17 protein-coding genes and 2 tRNA genes are annotated in these 18,849 nt (G+C 60.1%); 2 read left to right on the top strand and 17 right to left on the bottom strand.

The window, feature by feature from the left end; all coding sequences use genetic code 11:
- Window positions 1-3: 3 nt before the first annotated feature.
- From OKC40_RS16610 to pncC, 8 genes are all read right to left on the bottom strand, one after another.
- Window positions 4-80: transfer RNA gene (locus tag OKC40_RS16610), tRNA-Arg, on the bottom strand.
- A gap of 3 nt (window positions 81-83) precedes the next feature.
- Window positions 84-176: transfer RNA gene (locus OKC40_RS16605), tRNA-Ser, on the bottom strand.
- Between the two features lie 214 nt (window positions 177-390).
- Window positions 391-579: a carbon storage regulator CsrA gene (gene csrA / locus OKC40_RS16600; protein ID WP_005336053.1), complete on the bottom strand. Its 189-nt coding sequence runs from the start codon at window positions 577-579 to the stop codon at window positions 391-393.
- Between the two features lie 103 nt (window positions 580-682).
- Entirely contained in the window at window positions 683-1,921 is a 1,239-nt protein-coding gene (locus OKC40_RS16595) for an aspartate kinase (RefSeq protein WP_042657690.1), read from the bottom strand.
- Window positions 1,922-1,937: 16 nt separating this feature from the next.
- Complete coding sequence (gene alaS, locus OKC40_RS16590; protein ID WP_270796033.1) at window positions 1,938-4,562, bottom strand: alanine--tRNA ligase; 2,625 nt, start codon at window positions 4,560-4,562, stop codon at window positions 1,938-1,940.
- 364 nt (window positions 4,563-4,926) lie between these two features.
- The gene (locus OKC40_RS16585; protein WP_270796031.1) at window positions 4,927-5,430 is read right to left on the bottom strand and encodes a regulatory protein RecX; all 504 of its coding nucleotides are present in this window, start codon (window positions 5,428-5,430) and stop codon (window positions 4,927-4,929) included.
- A 38-nt stretch (window positions 5,431-5,468) separates the two neighbouring features.
- Entirely contained in the window at window positions 5,469-6,530 is a 1,062-nt protein-coding gene (recA, locus tag OKC40_RS16580; RefSeq protein WP_042058789.1) for a recombinase RecA, read from the bottom strand.
- Between the two features lie 80 nt (window positions 6,531-6,610).
- Window positions 6,611-7,102, bottom strand: a complete 492-nt coding sequence (gene pncC, locus OKC40_RS16575) for a nicotinamide-nucleotide amidase (RefSeq protein ID WP_042657693.1) — start codon at window positions 7,100-7,102, stop codon at window positions 6,611-6,613.
- Window positions 7,103-7,362: 260 nt separating this feature from the next.
- On the opposite strand from pncC, the gene mutS reads away from it, so the two are divergent.
- The gene (gene mutS / locus OKC40_RS16570; RefSeq protein WP_270796028.1) at window positions 7,363-9,945 is read left to right on the top strand and encodes a DNA mismatch repair protein MutS; all 2,583 of its coding nucleotides are present in this window, start codon (window positions 7,363-7,365) and stop codon (window positions 9,943-9,945) included.
- 75 nt (window positions 9,946-10,020) lie between these two features.
- On the opposite strand, the gene OKC40_RS16565 is transcribed toward mutS, so the two are convergent.
- The 4 genes from OKC40_RS16565 to OKC40_RS16550 form a co-directional block, all read right to left on the bottom strand.
- Window positions 10,021-10,884 carry a patatin-like phospholipase family protein gene (locus OKC40_RS16565; protein ID WP_270796027.1) on the bottom strand — a complete coding sequence of 288 codons (864 nt, stop codon included), beginning with the start codon at window positions 10,882-10,884 and terminating at the stop codon, window positions 10,021-10,023.
- A 285-nt stretch (window positions 10,885-11,169) separates the two neighbouring features.
- Window positions 11,170-12,066 carry a hypothetical protein gene (locus OKC40_RS16560; RefSeq protein WP_270796025.1) on the bottom strand — a complete coding sequence of 299 codons (897 nt, stop codon included), beginning with the start codon at window positions 12,064-12,066 and terminating at the stop codon, window positions 11,170-11,172.
- A gap of 74 nt (window positions 12,067-12,140) precedes the next feature.
- On the bottom strand, window positions 12,141-12,830 hold the full coding sequence (locus OKC40_RS16555; protein ID WP_041210813.1) for an LrgB family protein: 690 nt from the start codon (window positions 12,828-12,830) through the stop codon (window positions 12,141-12,143).
- Window positions 12,823-13,224: a CidA/LrgA family protein gene (locus OKC40_RS16550; protein ID WP_113740422.1), complete on the bottom strand. Its 402-nt coding sequence runs from the start codon at window positions 13,222-13,224 to the stop codon at window positions 12,823-12,825. The genes OKC40_RS16555 and OKC40_RS16550 overlap by 8 nt, the downstream gene beginning before the upstream one ends.
- A gap of 134 nt (window positions 13,225-13,358) precedes the next feature.
- Between OKC40_RS16550 and OKC40_RS16545 the strand changes: the two genes are divergently transcribed.
- Window positions 13,359-14,243, top strand: a complete 885-nt coding sequence (locus OKC40_RS16545) for a LysR family transcriptional regulator (protein ID WP_005336083.1) — start codon at window positions 13,359-13,361, stop codon at window positions 14,241-14,243.
- Here OKC40_RS16545 and OKC40_RS16540 read toward each other — a convergent pair.
- From OKC40_RS16540 to OKC40_RS16520, 5 genes are all read right to left on the bottom strand, one after another.
- Window positions 14,237-15,121 carry a transporter substrate-binding domain-containing protein gene (locus tag OKC40_RS16540; RefSeq protein ID WP_270796022.1) on the bottom strand — a complete coding sequence of 295 codons (885 nt, stop codon included), beginning with the start codon at window positions 15,119-15,121 and terminating at the stop codon, window positions 14,237-14,239. The genes OKC40_RS16545 and OKC40_RS16540 overlap by 7 nt on opposite strands.
- A gap of 111 nt (window positions 15,122-15,232) precedes the next feature.
- The gene (locus OKC40_RS16535) at window positions 15,233-16,024 is read right to left on the bottom strand and encodes a substrate-binding periplasmic protein (protein WP_270796020.1); all 792 of its coding nucleotides are present in this window, start codon (window positions 16,022-16,024) and stop codon (window positions 15,233-15,235) included.
- Window positions 16,025-16,092: 68 nt separating this feature from the next.
- Window positions 16,093-17,001, bottom strand: coding sequence for a hypothetical protein (locus OKC40_RS16530; RefSeq protein WP_270796018.1), 909 nt, complete (start codon window positions 16,999-17,001; stop codon window positions 16,093-16,095).
- Between the two features lie 147 nt (window positions 17,002-17,148).
- Window positions 17,149-17,613 (bottom strand): Cys-tRNA(Pro) deacylase, encoded by a 465-nt coding sequence (gene ybaK / locus OKC40_RS16525; RefSeq protein WP_005336092.1) that lies wholly within the window; start codon window positions 17,611-17,613, stop codon window positions 17,149-17,151.
- 188 nt (window positions 17,614-17,801) lie between these two features.
- Window positions 17,802-18,587: a hypothetical protein gene (locus OKC40_RS16520; protein ID WP_270796016.1), complete on the bottom strand. Its 786-nt coding sequence runs from the start codon at window positions 18,585-18,587 to the stop codon at window positions 17,802-17,804.
- Window positions 18,588-18,849 lie beyond the last annotated feature (262 nt).

Below are 18,849 nucleotides of genomic sequence, written 5' to 3'. Positions count from 1 at the left end.
CTATGGTGCGCCCGAGAGGATTCGAACCTCTGACCACCTGGTTCGTAGCCAGGTACTCTATCCAGCTGAGCTACGGGCGCAAATGGCGGAGAAGGGGGGATTCGAACCCCCGATGCGGGTATAAGCCGCATACTCCCTTAGCAGGGGAGCGCCTTCAGCCTCTCGGCCACCTCTCCGTTTGCGGGGCTGATAATACTTCACAGGGATTTTTAGTCAAACACTTTTTTGGAGAAAAAAGCGCGTTCGCTCAGCATTTGGTCAAAGCGTGGAATATTCAAACAATATCGGCACTTATCCCGCAGTTTCGCACCTTGCAGGGCGATTTTTCGGGGGCCAGAAAAACAAAAGGCGACACATAGGGTGTCGCCTTGTCACAGCCATGAACGCAGCTTAGAAGCCCGGTTGGCCCGGTACTTTCTCGGCCTGGATGCGCTGGTAGATCTCTTCGCGGTGCACGGAGACCTCTTTCGGTGCGTTCACACCGATACGGACCTGGTTGCCTTTAACGCCCAGTACGGTGACAGTCACTTCATCACCAATCATCAGGGTTTCCCCAACACGACGAGTCAAAATAAGCATTCGCTTGCTCCTGTATCCTGTTTTGTTTTTATATCGATATGCGACATTATCTTACAAAGATACCGATATGGTAAATGGTTGAAACTAAATCAATCAGAGATTGTTAGCCCAAGGGCTGCTCCTGCGGTGCCTGATCCAACCCGAAAGCCGCGTGCAGGGCGCGCACTGCCAGCTCCAGATACTTCTCGTCAATGACCACAGAGATTTTGATTTCAGAGGTCGAGATCAACTGCATGTTGATCCCCTCCTCGCCCAATACCTTGAACATGGTGCGCGCAACACCGGGATGGTTCCACATGCCGACACCGACAATGGAAACCTTGGCAATCTCGCCATTTCCCTGCACGCAGGAGGCGCCCAGCGCAGTGGCGGTCTCCTCCAGCAGTGCCCGGGCGCGGCGGTAGTCGTCACGATTCACCGTGAAGGTGAAGTCGGCGGTGCCATCTCCCAGGGTATTCTGCACAATCATGTCGACATCAATGTTGGCGTCGCTGATCGGATTCAGGATCTGCGCGGCAACGGTTGGTCTGTCCGGCACGCCCAGAATGGTCAGGCTGGCCTCGTTGCGGTTAAAAGCGATCCCGGATACCAGGGGAGCTTCCATCCTATCACCTCCATATGTGATTAAGGTTCCCTCTCCATCGATAAAGCTCGACAGCACCCGCAGCGGGACGCGGTACTTGCCCGCAAACTCCACCGAGCGGATCTGCAGCACCTTGGCACCGAGACTGGCCATCTCCAGCATCTCCTCGAAGGTGATGGTGTCGAGACGACGCGCCTTGGGCTCGATGCGCGGATCCGTGGTGTATACCCCATCCACATCGGTAAAGATCTGGCACTCATCGGCCTTGATGGCCGCCGCTACGGCAACCGCCGTGGTGTCCGAGCCACCGCGGCCCAGGGTCGTGATGGCGTTATGCTCGTCACGGCCCTGGAAACCGGCAATCACCACCACCTTGCCCGCCGCCAGTTCAGCCTGAACCAGCTCGGTGTCAATGTGAGTGATGCGCGCCTTGCCATAGGCGGAATCGGTATGAATGCGAACCTGATCACCGGTCATTGAGACCGCTGGGCAACCGCGTTTGTTCAACGCGATCGCCAGCAGCGCTATGGTGACCTGCTCACCGGTGGAGACCAGCACATCCATCTCGCGCCGGTTGGCATCAGGATCCAGCTGCTGGGCCATGCCCAGCAGCCGGTTGGTTTCGCCCGACATGGCGGAGACAACCACCACCACGTCGTGTCCCTGGGCGCGGGTCTGCTCGACCCGCTCAGCTACCGCCTCGATCCGCTCCAGTGTGCCGACCGAGGTGCCGCCGTACTTCTGTACATAGAGTGCCACAGATCACCTCGCCCGATTACAGGCGCTCTTCCAGCCAGGAGTGAACGGATTGCAGCGCTGCCGGCACCGCCTCAGGCTGGGTACCACCCGCCTGTGCCATGTCCGCACGACCACCGCCCTTGCCACCCACCTGCTGGGCAACCAGATTGACCAGCTCACCGGCCTTGACCTTGCCGGTCAGGTCGTTGGTGACACCGGCGATCAGGTTAACCTTGCCGTCGGCACAGGTTGCCAGCAGTACGACACCGGACTTCATGCGGTTTTTCAGCTCGTCCAGCATGCCGCGCAGAGATTTCGGATCGGCCCCTTCCAGCGCTGCAACCAGCACCTTCTGACCATTGATCTCGATCACCTGACTCAGCAGATCGTTACCGGCCTGAGCGGCCAGCTTGGCCTTGAGCTGCTCCAGCTCGCGCTCCATCATCTTGGACTTGTCCAGGATCTGGCGCACTTTGCTGCCGATGGAGAACTGATCGCCTTTCACCAGTGCGGCAGCCTCTTCAAACTGCTCGGCCAGTTGGTGCATGAAGTCGATGGCGCCCTTACCGGTCACCGCTTCGATACGACGCACCCCGGCGGCGATACCGCTCTCGGCGATGATCTTGAAGAAGCCGATATCACCGGTGCGCTTGGCGTGAGTACCGCCACACAGCTCGGTGGAGTAGTCGCCCATGCGCACCACGCGCACGTCGTCTTCATATTTCTCACCAAACAGCGCCATGGCACCGGCAGCCTTGGCGGCTTCCAGATCCATCACCTGAGTGCTGACTTCGTGGTTGGCACGGATCTGGGCGTTGACCAGCTCTTCGATGCGACGAATGGTCGCCATGGTCAACCCCTCGAAGTGGGAGAAGTCGAAACGCATGCGCTCGGCCCCCACCAGAGAACCTTTCTGGGTCACGTGATCACCCAGCGACTGGCGCAGGGCGGCGTGCAGCAGGTGAGTCACGGAGTGGTTCAGGGCGACGGCCTGACGGCGATCGCCATCGACCACGGCTTCCACTTCGGCGCCCTTCTCCAGGGTACCCAGCTCCATGTAACCCTTGTGGATGATCGCCTTGCCCGCTTTCTGGGTGTCGGTCACGGCAAAGATGCCGTCGTCCACTTTCAGGGTGCCGCTATCGCCCACCTGACCACCGGACTCGGCGTAGAAGGGGGTCTGCTCCAGCACGATGACGGCTTCGTCACCGGCGATCAGGCCATTCACCTCTTCGGTGCCCTTGTAGATGCCGAGCACACGAGTGCGCTCGCTCAGGTTCTTGTAGCCGGTAAACGGCGTTTCGAAGTCAAGCTTGAGCATCTCGTTGTAGTTCACGCCGAAGCTGGAGGCCTCTTTGGCACGAGCACGCTGCTTCTCCATCTCGACGGTGAAGCCCTCTTCATCGATGCCGATGTCGCGCTCGCGCACCACGTCAGCAGTCAGATCGGCCGGGAAGCCGTAGGTGTCATAGAGCTTGAACACCACCTCACCCGGCACGACTTTGGCGTCGCCCAGATTGGCCAGCACATCTTCCAGCAGCAGCAGACCGCGATCCAGGGTGCGAACAAACTGCTCTTCCTCGATGCGCAGTACGCGCTCGACCAGCGGCAGCTGGGCGATCAGTTCGGCGCCTACATCCTTCATCTGCACCGCCAGCTCGGCAGCCAGTTTGTAGAAGAAGACGTCGGTAGCACCCAGCTTGCGACCGTGGCGCACGGCGCGACGGATGATGCGGCGCAGCACATAACCACGGCCTTCGTTGGACGGCATCACGCCATCTGCCACCAGGAAGGCGCAGGAGCGGATGTGGTCCGCGATGACGCGCAGGGACTGGTTGCTCAGATCGGTGGTACCGACGATCTCGGCCGCTTTCTTGATCAGCGCCTGGAAGATGTCGATTTCGTAGTTGGAGTGGACACCCTGCATGATGGCGGAGATACGCTCCAGACCCATGCCGGTATCCACGGACGGACGGGGCAGCGGTTCCATGGTGCCGTCAGCCTGACGGTTGAACTGCATGAACACCACGTTCCAGATCTCGATGAAACGGTCGCCATCCTCTTCCGGCGAGCCGGGACGGCCACCCCAGATGTGATCGCCGTGGTCATAGAAGATCTCGGTGCAGGGACCGCACGGGCCGGTATCACCCATCGCCCAGAAGTTGTCGGAGGCGTAAGGGGCCCCCTTGTTGTCACCGATGCGCACGATACGATCGGCCGGTACACCAACCTCTTTTTCCCAGATATTGAACGCTTCATCGTCAGTCGCGTAGACGGTCACCAGCAAGCGATCTTTCGGCAGCTGCAGCACTTCTGTCAGGAAACCCCAGGCAAACTTGATGGCGTCATGCTTGAAGTAGTCGCCGAAGCTGAAGTTGCCCAGCATTTCGAAGAAAGTGTGGTGACGGGCGGTATAGCCGACGTTTTCCAGGTCATTGTGTTTACCACCGGCACGGACACAACGCTGGGACGTGGTGGCGCGGTTGTAGGCACGCTTCTCGGCGCCAAGGAACACATCCTTGAACTGGTTCATACCCGCGTTGGTAAACAACAGGGTCGGGTCGTTATGCGGTACCAGCGAGCTGGAGGAGACAACCTGGTGTCCCTGGGAACGGAAATACTCGAGAAACGCAGCGCGTATCTCTGACGTGGACATATACATGGAAAATCCTGCTTGATTCGAATACGGACTTTTAACCGCATTAATGTAAGTTTTCTGCGGGGTAAAGTAAAACGTACAGGCCCGTCACGGGCGAAAAAGCGCGCATAAATGGATACGAAGAGAAAAGGGAGGCAAACAGAGGCTTTTTGAGCCGGGGATCAGGCCAAAAGCAGTGGAAAATAGCCATGTGGCACGGCAGAGCCGGCCTTTCGCCATCCCCGTCCCTCAAGCCACTGAATGGGCAGGAAAAATCCTGTAAATGCGAGATAAGGGGTATCAGCGCGTGGTGCATAGAAGAGTAAAGAGTGCAGCGGGCAAGGCGTTGTCTCATGACCTTGCATCACGCAACAAGGCACCGGCCCCGTTACTCTGAGGCCGACTCCTGCAGGGTTGATATCGCATAACGCGCCTGATCCTGGGTAAAGCCGCGCCCCAGCAGGTATTTGAGCCACTTCATCCGCAGCTTGAAATCCGCCAGATCGGCCACTCTGGCGCGCCGTTCGAGCAGAGCAAACGCCAGTTCGAACCAATCCAGTTCCGGCTGATCGAAGGCGGCATCGATCTGCATATCATCGAGCCCCTTGCGGCGCAGATCGAAGCGGATCTTGATAGGGCCATGCCCCTTGGCGGCACCGGCCCGTACCGCCATGCCACCGTAACGTTCGTCGTTGACCCAGTTGTAACCGCGGCAGTAGTCGACCACCGCCTCGATCACCTCTTCATTGAAGCCTTGCTGGCGCAGCCGGTTGGCCAGCTCGGACTCGGCGCTCTCGCGACGTGCCAGACTGCGCATGGCAAAGGCGCGGGCAGCGGCAAACAGCGCTTCAAAGGAGAGTTCAACGGGTTCGGGGAGAGATTCATCGACCATAAATGACAAGGCCGGGTATCAACCCGGCCTCCTTTACCTTATTCGAACTCTTGTTCGCTTTCGTCTTCAAACTCTTCGGCGGCCGCTGCCACCGGCTTCTCTGCCGGCACGGCACCGGAGAGCAGCAGTTCGCGCAGGCGCGCTTCAATTTCGCCAGCCATTACCTTGTTCTCGGCGAACAGCTTCATGACGTTGGCCTTGCCCTGACCGATCTTCTCGCCGTTGTAGCTGTACCAGGCACCGGCCTTGTCGATCAGCTTGTGCTTGACGCCCAAGTCCACCAGCTCGCCCTCTTTGGAGATACCGGCGCCGTAGAAGATCTGGAATTCGGCCTGTTTGAAGGGCGGGGCCACCTTGTTCTTGACCACTTTAACGCGGGTCTCGTTACCGACCACTTCGTCGCCTTCCTTGATGGCGCCGATACGACGAATATCGAGACGCACAGAAGCGTAGAACTTGAGCGCGTTACCACCAGTGGTGGTCTCCGGGCTACCGAACATGACGCCGATCTTCATCCGGATCTGGTTGATGAAGATGCACAGGCAATTGGCGTTCTTGATGTTGGCGGTCAGCTTGCGCAGCGCCTGGGACATCAGACGGGCCTGCAGACCGACGTGGGAGTCACCCATTTCGCCTTCGATTTCCGCTTTCGGCGTCAGGGCCGCCACGGAGTCGACGATGATGACGTCAACGGCGTTGGAGCGAACCAGCATGTCGCAAATTTCCAGCGCCTGTTCACCGGTATCCGGCTGGGAGATCAGCAGGTCGTCGACGTTGACGCCCAGCTTGGCAGCATAGATAGGGTCGAGGGCGTGTTCTGCATCGACGAAGGCACAGGTTTTGCCTTTCTTCTGGGCTTCCGCGATCACCTGCAGGGTGAGGGTGGTTTTACCGGAAGATTCCGGGCCGTAGATCTCGACGATACGGCCACACGGCAGACCGCCGATGCCCAGCGCCACGTCCAGCGAGAGGGAGCCGGTAGAGATGGCTTCGATATCCATGGTCTTGCTGTCGCCCAGACGCATGATGGAACCTTTGCCGAACTGCTTTTCAATCTGACCCAGCGCAGCCGCCAGTGCCTTCTGTTTGTTCTGATCCATGCCAATCTCCGCTGGAAATCGTGAGTAAGAAGTGAAGTTGGGCTAAGTATACTGTCTATTCATACAGTATCAAGCCCAATTTATCTGAGCAGGGCCAACAGACCCGACAGGGCCTGTCTCACCGCCTGCTGGCGCACCTGCCGACGATCCCCGTCGAAGCGGGCGAGCAGAGAGTGGTGACGGCCGTTGCGATCGGCCCAGGCAAACCAGACGGTGCCGACCGGCTTGTCTTCGGTGGCGCCACCGGGGCCAGCGATGCCACTGATGGCCACGCTGATGGCGGCCGACGAGTGGGCCAGCGCGCCGCGGGCCATCTCCAGCACCACGGCTTCGCTCACCGCGCCATGCTGTTCAAGGCTCTCACTGCTCACCCCCAACATCTGCTGCTTGGCCTCGTTGGTGTAGGTGACAAACCCGCGATCGAACCAGCCGGAGCTGCCCGCAATGTCGGTGATGGCGCTGGCCACCCCGCCGCCAGTACAGGATTCGGCGGTCGCCGCCAGCCAGCCCCGCTGACCGAGGGCACGTCCCAGCTCGATGGCAAGGTGCTCTATCTCTGCATCCAGTTTCATCACGACTCCTGCTGATCCGCTCAAGAGGCACATTATGCGATCCCGCTAGCGCGGCCCGCAACCATGGCAGACCGCCACGGCAACCGCGCTTGCCTGTTGCAATGGGAGGTTGCTCCGGTGCCATGCCTTCAATAGTGCCGAGCAGCCGCGCCCGGAACACCCGCTCCCCCGGCGCGACGCTTATGTGTAGAATGGCGCCATCAAGCTCAAGGCTCATCACCGCAGACACTGGCCCGCAGAGGCCCCTTCTGGAACAGAACATGACCGCACAACACCACGCTACTGGCGCTGCGCCAAGCGCCAATCTCAGCGCCCACACGCCCATGATGCAGCAGTACCTTGGCCTCAAGGCCGAGAACCCGGAAATCCTGCTGTTCTACCGGATGGGCGACTTCTACGAGCTGTTCTATGACGATGCCCGCAAGGCCTCCCAGCTGCTCGACATCTCCCTGACCAAGCGCGGCCAGTCGGCCGGCAGCCCCATCCCGATGGCGGGGGTGCCCTATCACGCCATCGAGGGTTATCTGGCCAAGCTGGTACAGCTCGGCGAGTCGGCCGCCATCTGCGAACAGGTGGGGGATCCCGCCACCAGCAAGGGGCCGGTGGAGCGTAAGGTCATTCGCATCATCACCCCAGGCACCGTCTCCGACGAGGCGCTGCTCAGCGAGCGGCAGGACAACCTGATCGCCGCCGTCTATCACGATGGCCGCCGCTTCGGTTACGGCACCATGGACATCGGCTCCGGCCGCTTCTTCATCAACCAGTTCGATAAAGAAGAGACCCTGTTGGCGGAGCTGCAACGCACCAATCCGGCCGAGCTGCTCTATCCCGAATCGTTCGAGTTCCTGCACCATATCGAGGGTCGCCGCGGCCTGCGCCGCCGTCCGGAGTGGGAGTTTGAGCTGGGCACAGCTCGCAAGCTGCTCTGCCAACAATTCGGCACCCAGGATCTGGTGGGATTTGGCGTAGACAAGAGCGAGACCGCCCTGTGCGCCGCTGGTTGTCTGATGCAGTACGTCAAGGACACCCAGCGCACCGCCCTGCCCCACATCCGCAACGTGCGCCTCGAGCAGCCGGATCATGCGGTTATCATGGATGCCGCCACCCGCCGCAATCTGGAGCTGACCCAGAATCTGGCCGGTGGCTATGAAAGTACCCTGGCCGAGGTGCTGGATCGCACCGCCACCCCCATGGGCAGCCGCCTGCTCAAGCGCTGGATCCACCAGCCGATCCGCGATCGGGTGATCCTGAAAGGTCGCCAGAGCACCATCAAGGAGCTCATTGAGCAGAACCTCTACGACGAGTTGGGCAGCCTGCTGCGTCAGGTGGGTGATGTGGAGCGGGTGCTGGCCCGTCTCGCCCTGCGCTCGGCCCGCCCGCGCGACCTCACCCGACTGCGTCAGGCCTTCGCCCAGCTGCCCGAGTTGCAGCGCCTGCTGGCGGACAACGAGCACGAAGCGGTGCAACAGCTGGCCGAGCGCGCCAGCACCTTCCCCGAGCTGCTCGACCTGCTGGAACGTGCGGTGATGGAGGTGCCGCCGGTGCTGATCCGCGATGGTGGCGTCATCCGTGACGGCTTCAATCAGGAGCTGGACGAGCTGCGGGATCTCGCCAACGGCGCCACCGCCAGCCTCGCCCGCATCGAAGAGCGGGAAAAACTGCTGACCGGCATCAACACCCTCAAGGTGGGTTACAACAAGGTGCACGGCTTCTATATCGAGGTGAGCCGCGCCAACAGCCATCTGGTGCCGGCCCACTACATCCGCCGCCAGACCCTCAAGAACAACGAACGCTACATCATCGATGAGCTGAAGAAATACGAGGACAAGGTACTCACCGCCCAGTCCCAGGCGCTGGCGCTGGAGAAACGGCTCTACGAAGAGCTGCTCGATACTCTGCTGCCCCACCTCGGCGATCTGCAGGATTCCGCCGCCGCACTGGCGGAGCTGGACGTGCTAGCCAACCTGGCCGAGCGGGCCGAGACCCTCGACTACCGCTGCCCGACCCTCATCGATGAGGATCAGATCCTGATCGAAGCGGGCCGCCATCCGGTGGTTGAGCAGGTGATGACAGATCCCTTTATCGCCAACCCCATCCGGCTGGAGCGGGAGCGGCGGATGCTGATCATCACGGGTCCCAACATGGGCGGTAAATCGACCTACATGCGCCAGACCGCGCTGATCGTGCTGCTGGCTCATATCGGCGCCTTCGTGCCCGCCGACAGCGCCCGCATCGGCCCCATCGACCGTATCTTCACCCGCATCGGAGCGTCAGACGATCTCGCCTCCGGCCGCTCCACCTTTATGGTGGAGATGACCGAGACCGCCAATATCCTCAACAACGCCACCGCCCGCAGTCTGGTGCTGATGGACGAAATTGGCCGCGGCACCAGCACCTACGACGGCCTCTCGCTGGCGTGGGCCTGTGCCGAACAGCTGGCGAGCAAGATTGGCGCCTACACCCTGTTCGCCACCCACTACTTCGAGCTGACCCGTCTGCCGGAGCTGATGAGCGGGCTGGCCAACGTCCACCTCGATGCGGTGGAGCACGGCGACACCATCGCCTTTATGCACGCAGTGCAGGAAGGCGCGGCCAGCCGCTCCTACGGCCTGCAAGTGGCGGCGTTGGCCGGGGTGCCGAAATCGGTGATCCAGCAGGCCCGTCACAAACTGCACGAGCTGGAGAGCGCCACCCCGGTGGCCGCCGGTGAAAGCCGCCCGGCTCCGGTGACCCTCGCCCCGCAGCCTCATCCGGTGGTGGAAGAGCTGGAAGCGCTGCGCCCGGACGAGCTCACTCCCCGTCAGGCACTGGACCTGCTCTATCGCCTCAAGCAGATGCTGTAACCAGCGACTGCCGCACAAGCATGCAAAGGGGAACCGCGAGGTTCCCCTTTTTATATTCAGCACCCGGCAAACCAGTCAGGCCACCGCTCGCGCCTCTCTACGGGCCCGCAACAGACTCTGGCGCCCCTGCCAGTAACCCTGCAGATAGCCGGACTCCAGCTTGACCGGGTCCTGGGTAAAACGGGAGACCATGAAATCGGCCGGTGGCGCGATCACTTCGATCTCGCAATCGGCAGGGGGATTGGCAATGAAATCGAGTCCCCGGTTGTAGGCGCGATCCCGCTCCAGCATAGCTTGCGCCAGTGCAGGCTGGGTTTTCAGCAAGGCTTTGACCATCCAGCAAAAACGGGCCGGCTTCTTGCGATATCCCCAGGGTTCCGACAGCACCACTGTCATCCGCCGCGCCCCGCGCCGATAGGCCTCTATCACCGGAATGGAGTCGCTGATCCCGCCATCGGCCATCGGGCGACCATCGACGCAGGGGGTATCGTGCTGCACCACCGGCAGAGCGCAGGTGGCAGTCAGCACCTCATCCATGTTGTCGGGCCGCACCGGCAGATAGATGGCCTTGCCGCTCGCCACATCGGTCGCCACCGCGTAGAAGGGAATGTCGCGGGCGCAGAAGGTCTCAAGATCGAGCGGGAAGCGATGGCGACTGGCCTGCCACAGCCAGCCGATATCCACCAGGTCGCCCCCTTTGACGAAACGCAGGGGATCGAGAAACCGGGAGCTGCAAGCCAGCTCGGTGATGATGTGGTGACTGCGGCGCGGCTGCTCGCTCAGGTAGGAGACCAGATTGGTGGCACCGGCCGAGACGCCCATGACGAAATCGAACGGGTAGTGGTGACTTTCGACAAACGCATCGAGCACGCCGCTGGCAAAGATGCCGCGCATCGCGCCCCCTTCGACAATCAGGGCGCAAGGGTGGGGATTAAACATAACAAGGCTCCGTCAGCTGTAATACCTGCCGGGATCGATCCCGGCCCAGTGATGGACGCCTTCATGCAGAACATCAAGACGCCGCAGCAGGACGATTCAGGCTCACTCGCGCAAGCCAGAAGCGGGCAGGAGCAAATCTGAACCGTGAAGCGACCCCCAGTATATGCAGCGCAACAACCGTCAAAAAATGAATTTAAATAATAAAAAGCATGCCAATTTGGCATGATTCGCCTGATAAAAAGGCCAGCCGCAGGGCTGGCCACGTCACTGATTGCTGATTCCGGCTCAGGGCAAGCCGGGGCCGAAGTGCCCCGTTACCGGATCATAGTGGTAGGCGTCGTAATCAAAGTCGATCCCCTTGAGCAGAGGGTTGGGCAGCTCGAACAGCTGCCGCTCGTGGAGCCTGGCCTGATCGAGGGATGGCTTGAAGTAGCGCAGCCAGAGCTGTTGTAGCGAGCCATCCTGCCACGCCAGCTTGAGCCCGGCCTGAATGCGCCTGAGCCCCGTCTGATTCCCCTTGTAGGTGTAGAAGAGATGGAGGAAGGGGTAGTGCAGAGCGATGTGCGGCTCCACGGTGAGACCAACCACATCCCGATGCTGCTCCAGCTCGGTGAAGAGCTCGTTGGCGCCGCGGCAAAAGAGGTCGGCCCGCCCACGGGCCACCAGCTTGAACAGGCGCTCATAGCTGTCCACCTCCTGCACCTGCAGACCGGCCGCCCGCAGAATGGCAGCATCCTGCCAACCGCGCCCCTGCACGTTCTGGTACTGCTTGAGCTGTTCGAAGCGGGTCACCCCCGCAATCGCCTTCGCCTGCTGCGGACTGACGAAGCAGATGCGATAGCCGAGGATGCCGAGCTCCACCGGGAAGCGGACATAGTCGAGGGCCTCGCCGCTATCGGGCTGTGGCGTATCGACGGCAAAGAAGTTGGGGTAGAAGTTGGTTTGCAGCACTTGGCGCAGCCGGATCCTGTTCATCGGCGGCGCCGCCCGCAGCTCATAGTCACCAAAGCTGTCACGGGTCTTCTCCAGCGCCAGCTGCAACAGATCGCGAAAATAGAGAGTGCGCTGATCCCGCTCGCTCTCGGGGCTGATATGGGTAAAAACGTCGCTCGCCCGCAGGGGGGCGGCAAGGAGGGAAAGGCTGCACAGCAACAAGAAGAAAGCGAGGCGATGAAAGGTCATACTGCTCATCCCGGGAATACACGCTCACTAGAGTGTAGCGCCGGGACGAGCCGCCTTCTAAAGGGAAGCCCGGCCTACCAGAACATCCGGCCCAGCAGGGGTGCCAGCAGCACGGTCACCATACCGGCGATCATCATCACCATGCTGGAGACCACCCCTTCTTCGTTGCCCATCTGATAGGCCTTGGCGGTACCGGCGCCGTGGGCCGAGGCACCAAAGCCCGCCCCCTTGCCGAGGCGACTGCGAATGGCCAGCACGGTCAGCACGCTCTCCCCCACCGCCATGCCGATGACGCCGGTCAGCACCACAAACAGCGCGGTAAGATCGCTCTGACCGCCGATGGCGCGGGTCGCCTCCACCGCAAACGGCGTGGTGATGGAGCGCATCGCCAGACTGCGTTGCAACATGTCGGAGAGATCCAGCCAGCGGGCCAGCAGCACGGTACTGCCCACCGCCATGATGACCGAGGCGACCACCCCGACCGACAGCGACAGCCAGTGGCGGCGAATGAGCTGGCGGTTCTCGTAGACCGGCACCGCGAAGGCGACGGTGGCTGGGCCCAGCAGCCAGAGCAGCCAGTGGGATTCCGCCATGTAATCCTGATAGGGGATGTGGAACAGCAGCACCACGGCCACCAGCAGGGTCGGCGCCAGCAGCAGCGGCATCAGCGGCAGGATGCGCTTTTTGCCGTAGAGCCATTTGCTGGCGTAGTAGAAGAGCAGGGTAAGGGCGAAACAGATCAGCCCGAGCAGGGTATCAGACATGACGACGACTCCGGCGGGCCAGTTTCAGTTCGAGGCGGTAAACCCGATCCACCACCAGCGCCGTGGTGCCGAGCACCAGCGTGGTGCTCACCAGCAGCACCACCATGATGCGCCACCCCTCTTGCAACAGCAGATCCTGATAGTTGACCACCGCCACCACGGCGGGCACGAAGAAGAGCAGCATCTCGGCCAGCAACCAGCGGGCACCCGCGCTGAACCACTCGGCCTTGACCACCCCGAGCAGGATGCAGACCAGCAGCAACAGCATGCCGGTGAGGTTGGCGGGCAGCGGCAGATGGAGGGTACGCACCGCGGTATCGGCCAGCAGCCAGATGGCTGCCAGCAACACAATCTGGAAGGGAGTCTGTAACCAGCGCAAGCAGAGGGCTTTCATGATCATCGTCTTTCTGTGAACCGGCTCACAGTATAGAGTTGAGCAAAACCTGCCAGAAATGAATTAAAATTATCGAATTCATGCCGCATAGGCATACTTCATCCCGTACCCGCCAACACGAGTCGAGAGAGTCCATGGATATTCGCGCCCTGCGCTATTTTGTCGAACTGGTGCGGGAAAAAAGCTTCACCCGCGCCTCTGAAAAGCTGTTCGTCACCCAGCCCACCATCAGCAAGATGATCCGCAATATCGAGGAGGAGCTGGGCCAACCCCTGCTCAACCGGGAAGGGCGCCGCTTCACCCTGACCGACAGCGGCCAGGTGCTGTTCAACCGTGCCCAGACCATCTTGGCTGAGATGCAGCAGCTGGAGGCCGAACTGGCGGATCTGCAGAGCCTGCAACATGGTCGCCTCACCCTCGGCATTCCCCCCATGGTGGGTCACGTCTATGCGGATCTGATCCGCGCCTACCGCACCCGCTATCCCAAGGTGGAGCTGACCCTGGTGGAGTACGGCGGTCGCCGCATCGAACAGGCGGTGCTGGAGGGGGAGCTGGATCTCGCCATCACCATGCTGCCGACCAAAGAGGGGGGCGCTCTCAGCGCGCTGGAGCTGGATCAATACCCGATCCGGGTAGTGCTGCCTGATCAACCCCGCTGGCATGGCGAGGCGCCGCTGCGGCTGGAGTCTCTGCAGGAAGAGCCCTTCCTGCTCTATACCCAAGCGTTTACCCTGAGCGAGCGGTTGGAGCAGGCGTGTCAGGAGGCGGGCTTTGTGCCGCAGGTGGCGGCGCGCAGCAGCCAGTGGGATTTTCTCACCGCCATGGTGCGCAGCGGCATGGGAGTCGCCTTCTTGCCGGAGCCGGTCTGCAACCGGCTGACGCCGGATGGTCTGGTGCTGCGGCCGCTGGAGCCCGAATTGAGCTGGCGACTCGGGGTGATCTGGCCGAGCGAGCGCTATCTCTCCCGCACCGCCGAGGCCTGGCTGGCCCTCTGCCGCCAGCGGCAGGCACCTCAGTAATCGCCGAAGCGATCGGTCTGCGGATTGTAGAAGTAGGGGCGGTAATCGAAGCTGATCCCGTCGAGGAAGGGGTTATCCAGTCGCAACAGTCGGCGCTGGGAGAGCTTGGCAAAGGCGATGGCCGGGCCAAAGCTCTTGCGCCACAGCGCCTGTAGCGAGCCATCCTGCCACGCCAGCTGCAACCCCCGTTCGACCCGCTGCAGCGCCTCGCGATTGTTGGGATTGGTGTAGAAAACCCGGGGCAGCGGGTAGTAGATCAACAGCGCCTCATCCACCAGCAGATCCGCTATCTCCTTGTGGGTGAGCTGCTCGCTGCGCAGCTCGCTCACCCCGCGGCAGAAGAGATCGAAGCGACCCCGCGCAACCATTTTGAACAGCTTTTCGTACCCCTCCACTTCCACCACCTCCATCCCGGCGTAGCGCAGGATATCCACATCCAGCCACCCCTTGCCCTGACCGAAGGTGAACTGCCGCAGCCCCTTGAGGTCGGTCACTTTGCTCACCGCCACCTTTTGCTGCGGGCTGACAAAACAGATGCGGTAGCTGACGATCCCCAGATGGATGGGAAAACGGACATAGGCGAGCCCCAGATCCTCGCGGGTGCTGCTGTAGCTGTCCATCACAAAGAGGTTGGGATAGCTGTCGAGCTGCATGCTGAGCCGCTCGCGTGCCTTGGTCATGGGCGGCGCAGGCTCCAGCAGATAGTCGCCAAACTGGTCGCGGGTCTTGTCGAGGGCGAGCCGCAGCAGCTCCCGATCATAAGTGGTGCGCGGATCCCGCTCGCTCTCCGGGCTGATATAGGTAAACCGGGTGGCCGCCTGTCCGGTCAGCGACAACATGCAGAGCAGAGCGGTGGTCAGCAGATGCAGGGGTGACATAAACCGCGCCTTGGCTGAAGGGGTACTTTCAGTGTAGCCCTGAGCGTGGCTGCTCGGCCCTGCCACCACCCCACGCTCTCCTCCCCTTTTCGGCCAGTCGCATCCATCAGCCTACTCCCCCACCGGAGTCGTGCTTCTGAGCGACGCAGCGTAACGTTGATAGGCAGCAGAATCGCGCACCTGCTCGATGGCATCCCACACCTGCCGGCTTTGTTGGGGATGGGCCTGATAGAAGTGGTGAGAGAAGACCAGATAGTAGGGTTTCTCCACCAGCACCGGCGACAGCCGCTCGATACGGGCCTGCAGCTCGGGATGAGCCGCCAGAATGCTGTCAGCCACCTCGGTCTGGATGGCCGTCGCCTGCGCCCGATCCATCACCAGCTTTTTCAACATGATCAGCGGGTCACGGCTGGAGTCGTCCACCTCGGCCCCCGCAGCCAGCAACAAGTCGACGATGGAAAATCCCGACTGGGCCGCCACCATGCCCTTAACCCTGAGGGTGGTGCCATCCCACTGGCTCTTGCCCCCCTTGAGCTGATAGAGGCTGTAGCTCTCGGTCAGCAGCCGCTTGGCGGGGTCGGGTTTGCCCTCACGCATGGGATAGACCCCCACCTTGGTCGCTCGCTCGACGCTGTAACTCATCTTGATGGCCGCATCCATCTGGCCACTGCTCACCTGAGAGAGGCAGCGCTTCCACGGCAGCGGCGTCAGCACGATCTCGGCATTGAGGGCGGTGGCAACCGCCTTGAGGTGATACTGGACAATCCCCTCCCCCGATTGCAGCAGCCAGGGGTAGGAGTCACTGTTTTCGAGGCAGGTACGCAGCGTAAAGGCAGGGGCCGCACCGCCGGTCGCGGGCAGCAGCAACGCAATAAAGAGCAGATAGCGGGCAGATGCGCGCATGGGCCATATCCTTGGCGGCAATGATCTCTCCCTTACTCTATCAGAGCCTGCGCACCTGATAACTCGGCTCAGGGCAGTGAACCGAAATCATCCGCCAGCGGGTTGTAAAGGTAGGAACGATAGTCAAAACCGCCCTTGGGTAACTGCGGATTGCCGAGCCGGAAAATCTGGCGAGCCCCCAGATTGGCAAACACCAGCGAGGGTTGGAAGTGATGGCGCCAGAGCCGCTTGAGCGAACCATCCTGCCAGGCTAGTTGCAGACCGCGCTCAAGGCGCTCGCGCTCCTGAACGTAGCGGGCATTACTGTAGAACACGTGGATCAGCGGATAGAAAAGGGCCAGATGGCGATCGACCGTCAAACCGGCCACCTTGCCCTGATGAGATTGCCACTCCGACAGGATCTCGTTGGCCCCACGACAGAAGAGATCGATGCGCCCTCGTGCCACCATACGAAACAGCGACTCGTAGTTATCCACCTCATGCACCGTCAGCCCGCCGTGGCGCAGGATCGCCGCATCCTGCCAGCCGGTGCCCACCCCTTGAGTGAAGTGGCGCAACTGATCCAGGGTGTTCACCCGCGCCAGCTCGGCAGCACGATCCGAGCCGACAAAACAGACCCGATAGCCGAGGATCCCCATATCGATCGGGAACGGGATCGATGACACCTGATCCTCCGCGCCCTGACCCGCCACAACCTCCCCCTGATAGGGCCAGCTATCGACAATAAACAGCGCACTCTTGCCCTGCTCCTGCACCTCGATCCGCATCCGCGCCTTGTTCATCGGCAGGGAGTCCAGCAACTCGTAGTCACCATATTCGGGACGAGTTTTCTCCAGCGCCAGCTGCATCACCTCACGGTAATAACGCATCCGCATATCCTGACTGTTTTCAGGACTGAGCAGGGTAAAGCGGGTGGCAGCCAGCAAGGCAGAGGGGAAGGATAAACAGAGGCAAAGCAACAGAAGTCGGTACATCATGGCTGAACTCATACAACGGGGTTCACCCAGTATAGACTGGCACACTCCCCGTTGAGCACGGGGCAATCACGGCTTGCGCGTCCGATCACAGGTAGGACAATCCGGGCCACCACAGGCCCGGAAGGCAGGTTCACACTGTGCCCGACACTACTCTTCGCCGATGGGAGCGGCGATCCACTTCATCAGCGTCAGCATATCCTGCGGCGCCACACCGACCGAGAGGCCGCGCTTGCCGCCGCTCACCAGGATCTCGTCAAACTGCAGCGCCGACTCGTCGAGCACGGTGGGCAGCAATTTCTTCTGGGCCAGCGGGCTGATGCCGCCGACCTTATAGCCGGTCAGCTTCTCCGCTTCCGCCGGTTTCATCATCTCCACCTTCTTGAGACCGGTCGCCTTGGCCAGCTGTTTCAGGCTGCACATGCCGGATGAGGGAACGATGGCCACCACCGCCTGCTTGTCGTGATGGGCGACCAGGGTCTTGAACACCTGCGCCTCCGGCAGCCCGAGCTGGGTCGCGGCATGCTTGCCGAAATCGTCGTGGGCTTCGCACTCGTAAGGGTAGAGCTTGTGGGGGATTTTGAGCTTCTTCAGCAGGTTGATGGCAGGAGTCATGATGGTTGCCTTGAATCGAATCGCATAAAAACAAGGCCAAACAGTCTGCGCCTGCATGGCGGGGGATGCAAGCCGGAGCGGCTACGTTGAATGTCGGGAAGCAATCGTATCTTTCTCTTCACCCAAACAAGTAGGGCCCCTAAAATCCACTCATCACAATGGCAAGCATCATCTCCTAGACTGATGACTTAATGACGAGAAACATCCAACACAAACACGTCAATTAGCCCCAATAACTCTGCGGGGAGTTTTTCTTCAATATCTATTTTCAGCATTTCGGCAGATTCAATTCCGTGCTTCTTTCGTCCTGCAACCTCTTCATTCGCACCAAACCAGATAACTAAAAATATTCCTTGCTGTTCGGCATCTGGGTGGATGGAATAACGCTCATAGAGCTGGGCTGATGCGGCCTTGTAAAGTTCTCGATGCCATTGCCCTTTTACCTCAGTCACTAATAGGCGCCTCTGACCAGCAATAATTTTGGTGAAAGTGAAATCACTCCGATTTCGATCCTTTAGCTGATGTTCTGGCGTGACTGTGATGTTTTGCGGCTCAAGGCGCAACTTGATACGTTCAGCAATGATCTCGGTTGAACGCACTTCATCCAACCTTTCACCTTTCTCGTAAAAGCGCTCTGCTGAATTGAACTCTCCCCCATAGATATCTTGTTGATATCGGTGCAACTCATAAAGAACCAGCTTGCGTAAGCCCTCCACTGTGACAACTTCATTACCATCCAGCAACTTGATAATTTCATGTGGCAGCGGAGGTGTGAAGTCTCGCAATGCCCTCTTCCTAATTAAGGAGGCATTAATACTCTGCAAGTCCATATGGAAGTCAGAAAAGCGAAGGTCAGAAAGCAACAATCTAATGTATGATGCTCCATCATCTGTATTGAATGACCAGAGTAATTCTTTTAAAAAGCGATAGGCTTTCTCATCTGCTGGACTGTCACTTCCCCAACCACTAGGCAACTCTACCTTTGGCCATCGCTCAATGAACTCATCTAATATTTCATATGCTTTACCTGCACTTAATGCAGGCCAGTTCGGATATTCATTCCTGTTAATGCTGCTAGAGAACCTATAGAATAGTAAAACTGTGTCTCTGTCTCTCTTAAGCCAGTTCCAATACTGCTCGGGTGTATCTTCAATAAAATACCTGATTACCCATGATTAGCAGTCAGTTACCACGAACTATACTGATCTTACGTACAGTTATCGAGGTGCGAGATCA

Source organism: Aeromonas sp. QDB11 (genome assembly GCF_027705265.1).
GTDB lineage: Bacteria > Pseudomonadota > Gammaproteobacteria > Enterobacterales > Aeromonadaceae > Aeromonas > Aeromonas allosaccharophila.
The sequence above is the reverse complement of the archived record's forward strand: the minus strand, read 5'-3'. Positions and strand labels throughout refer to the sequence as shown.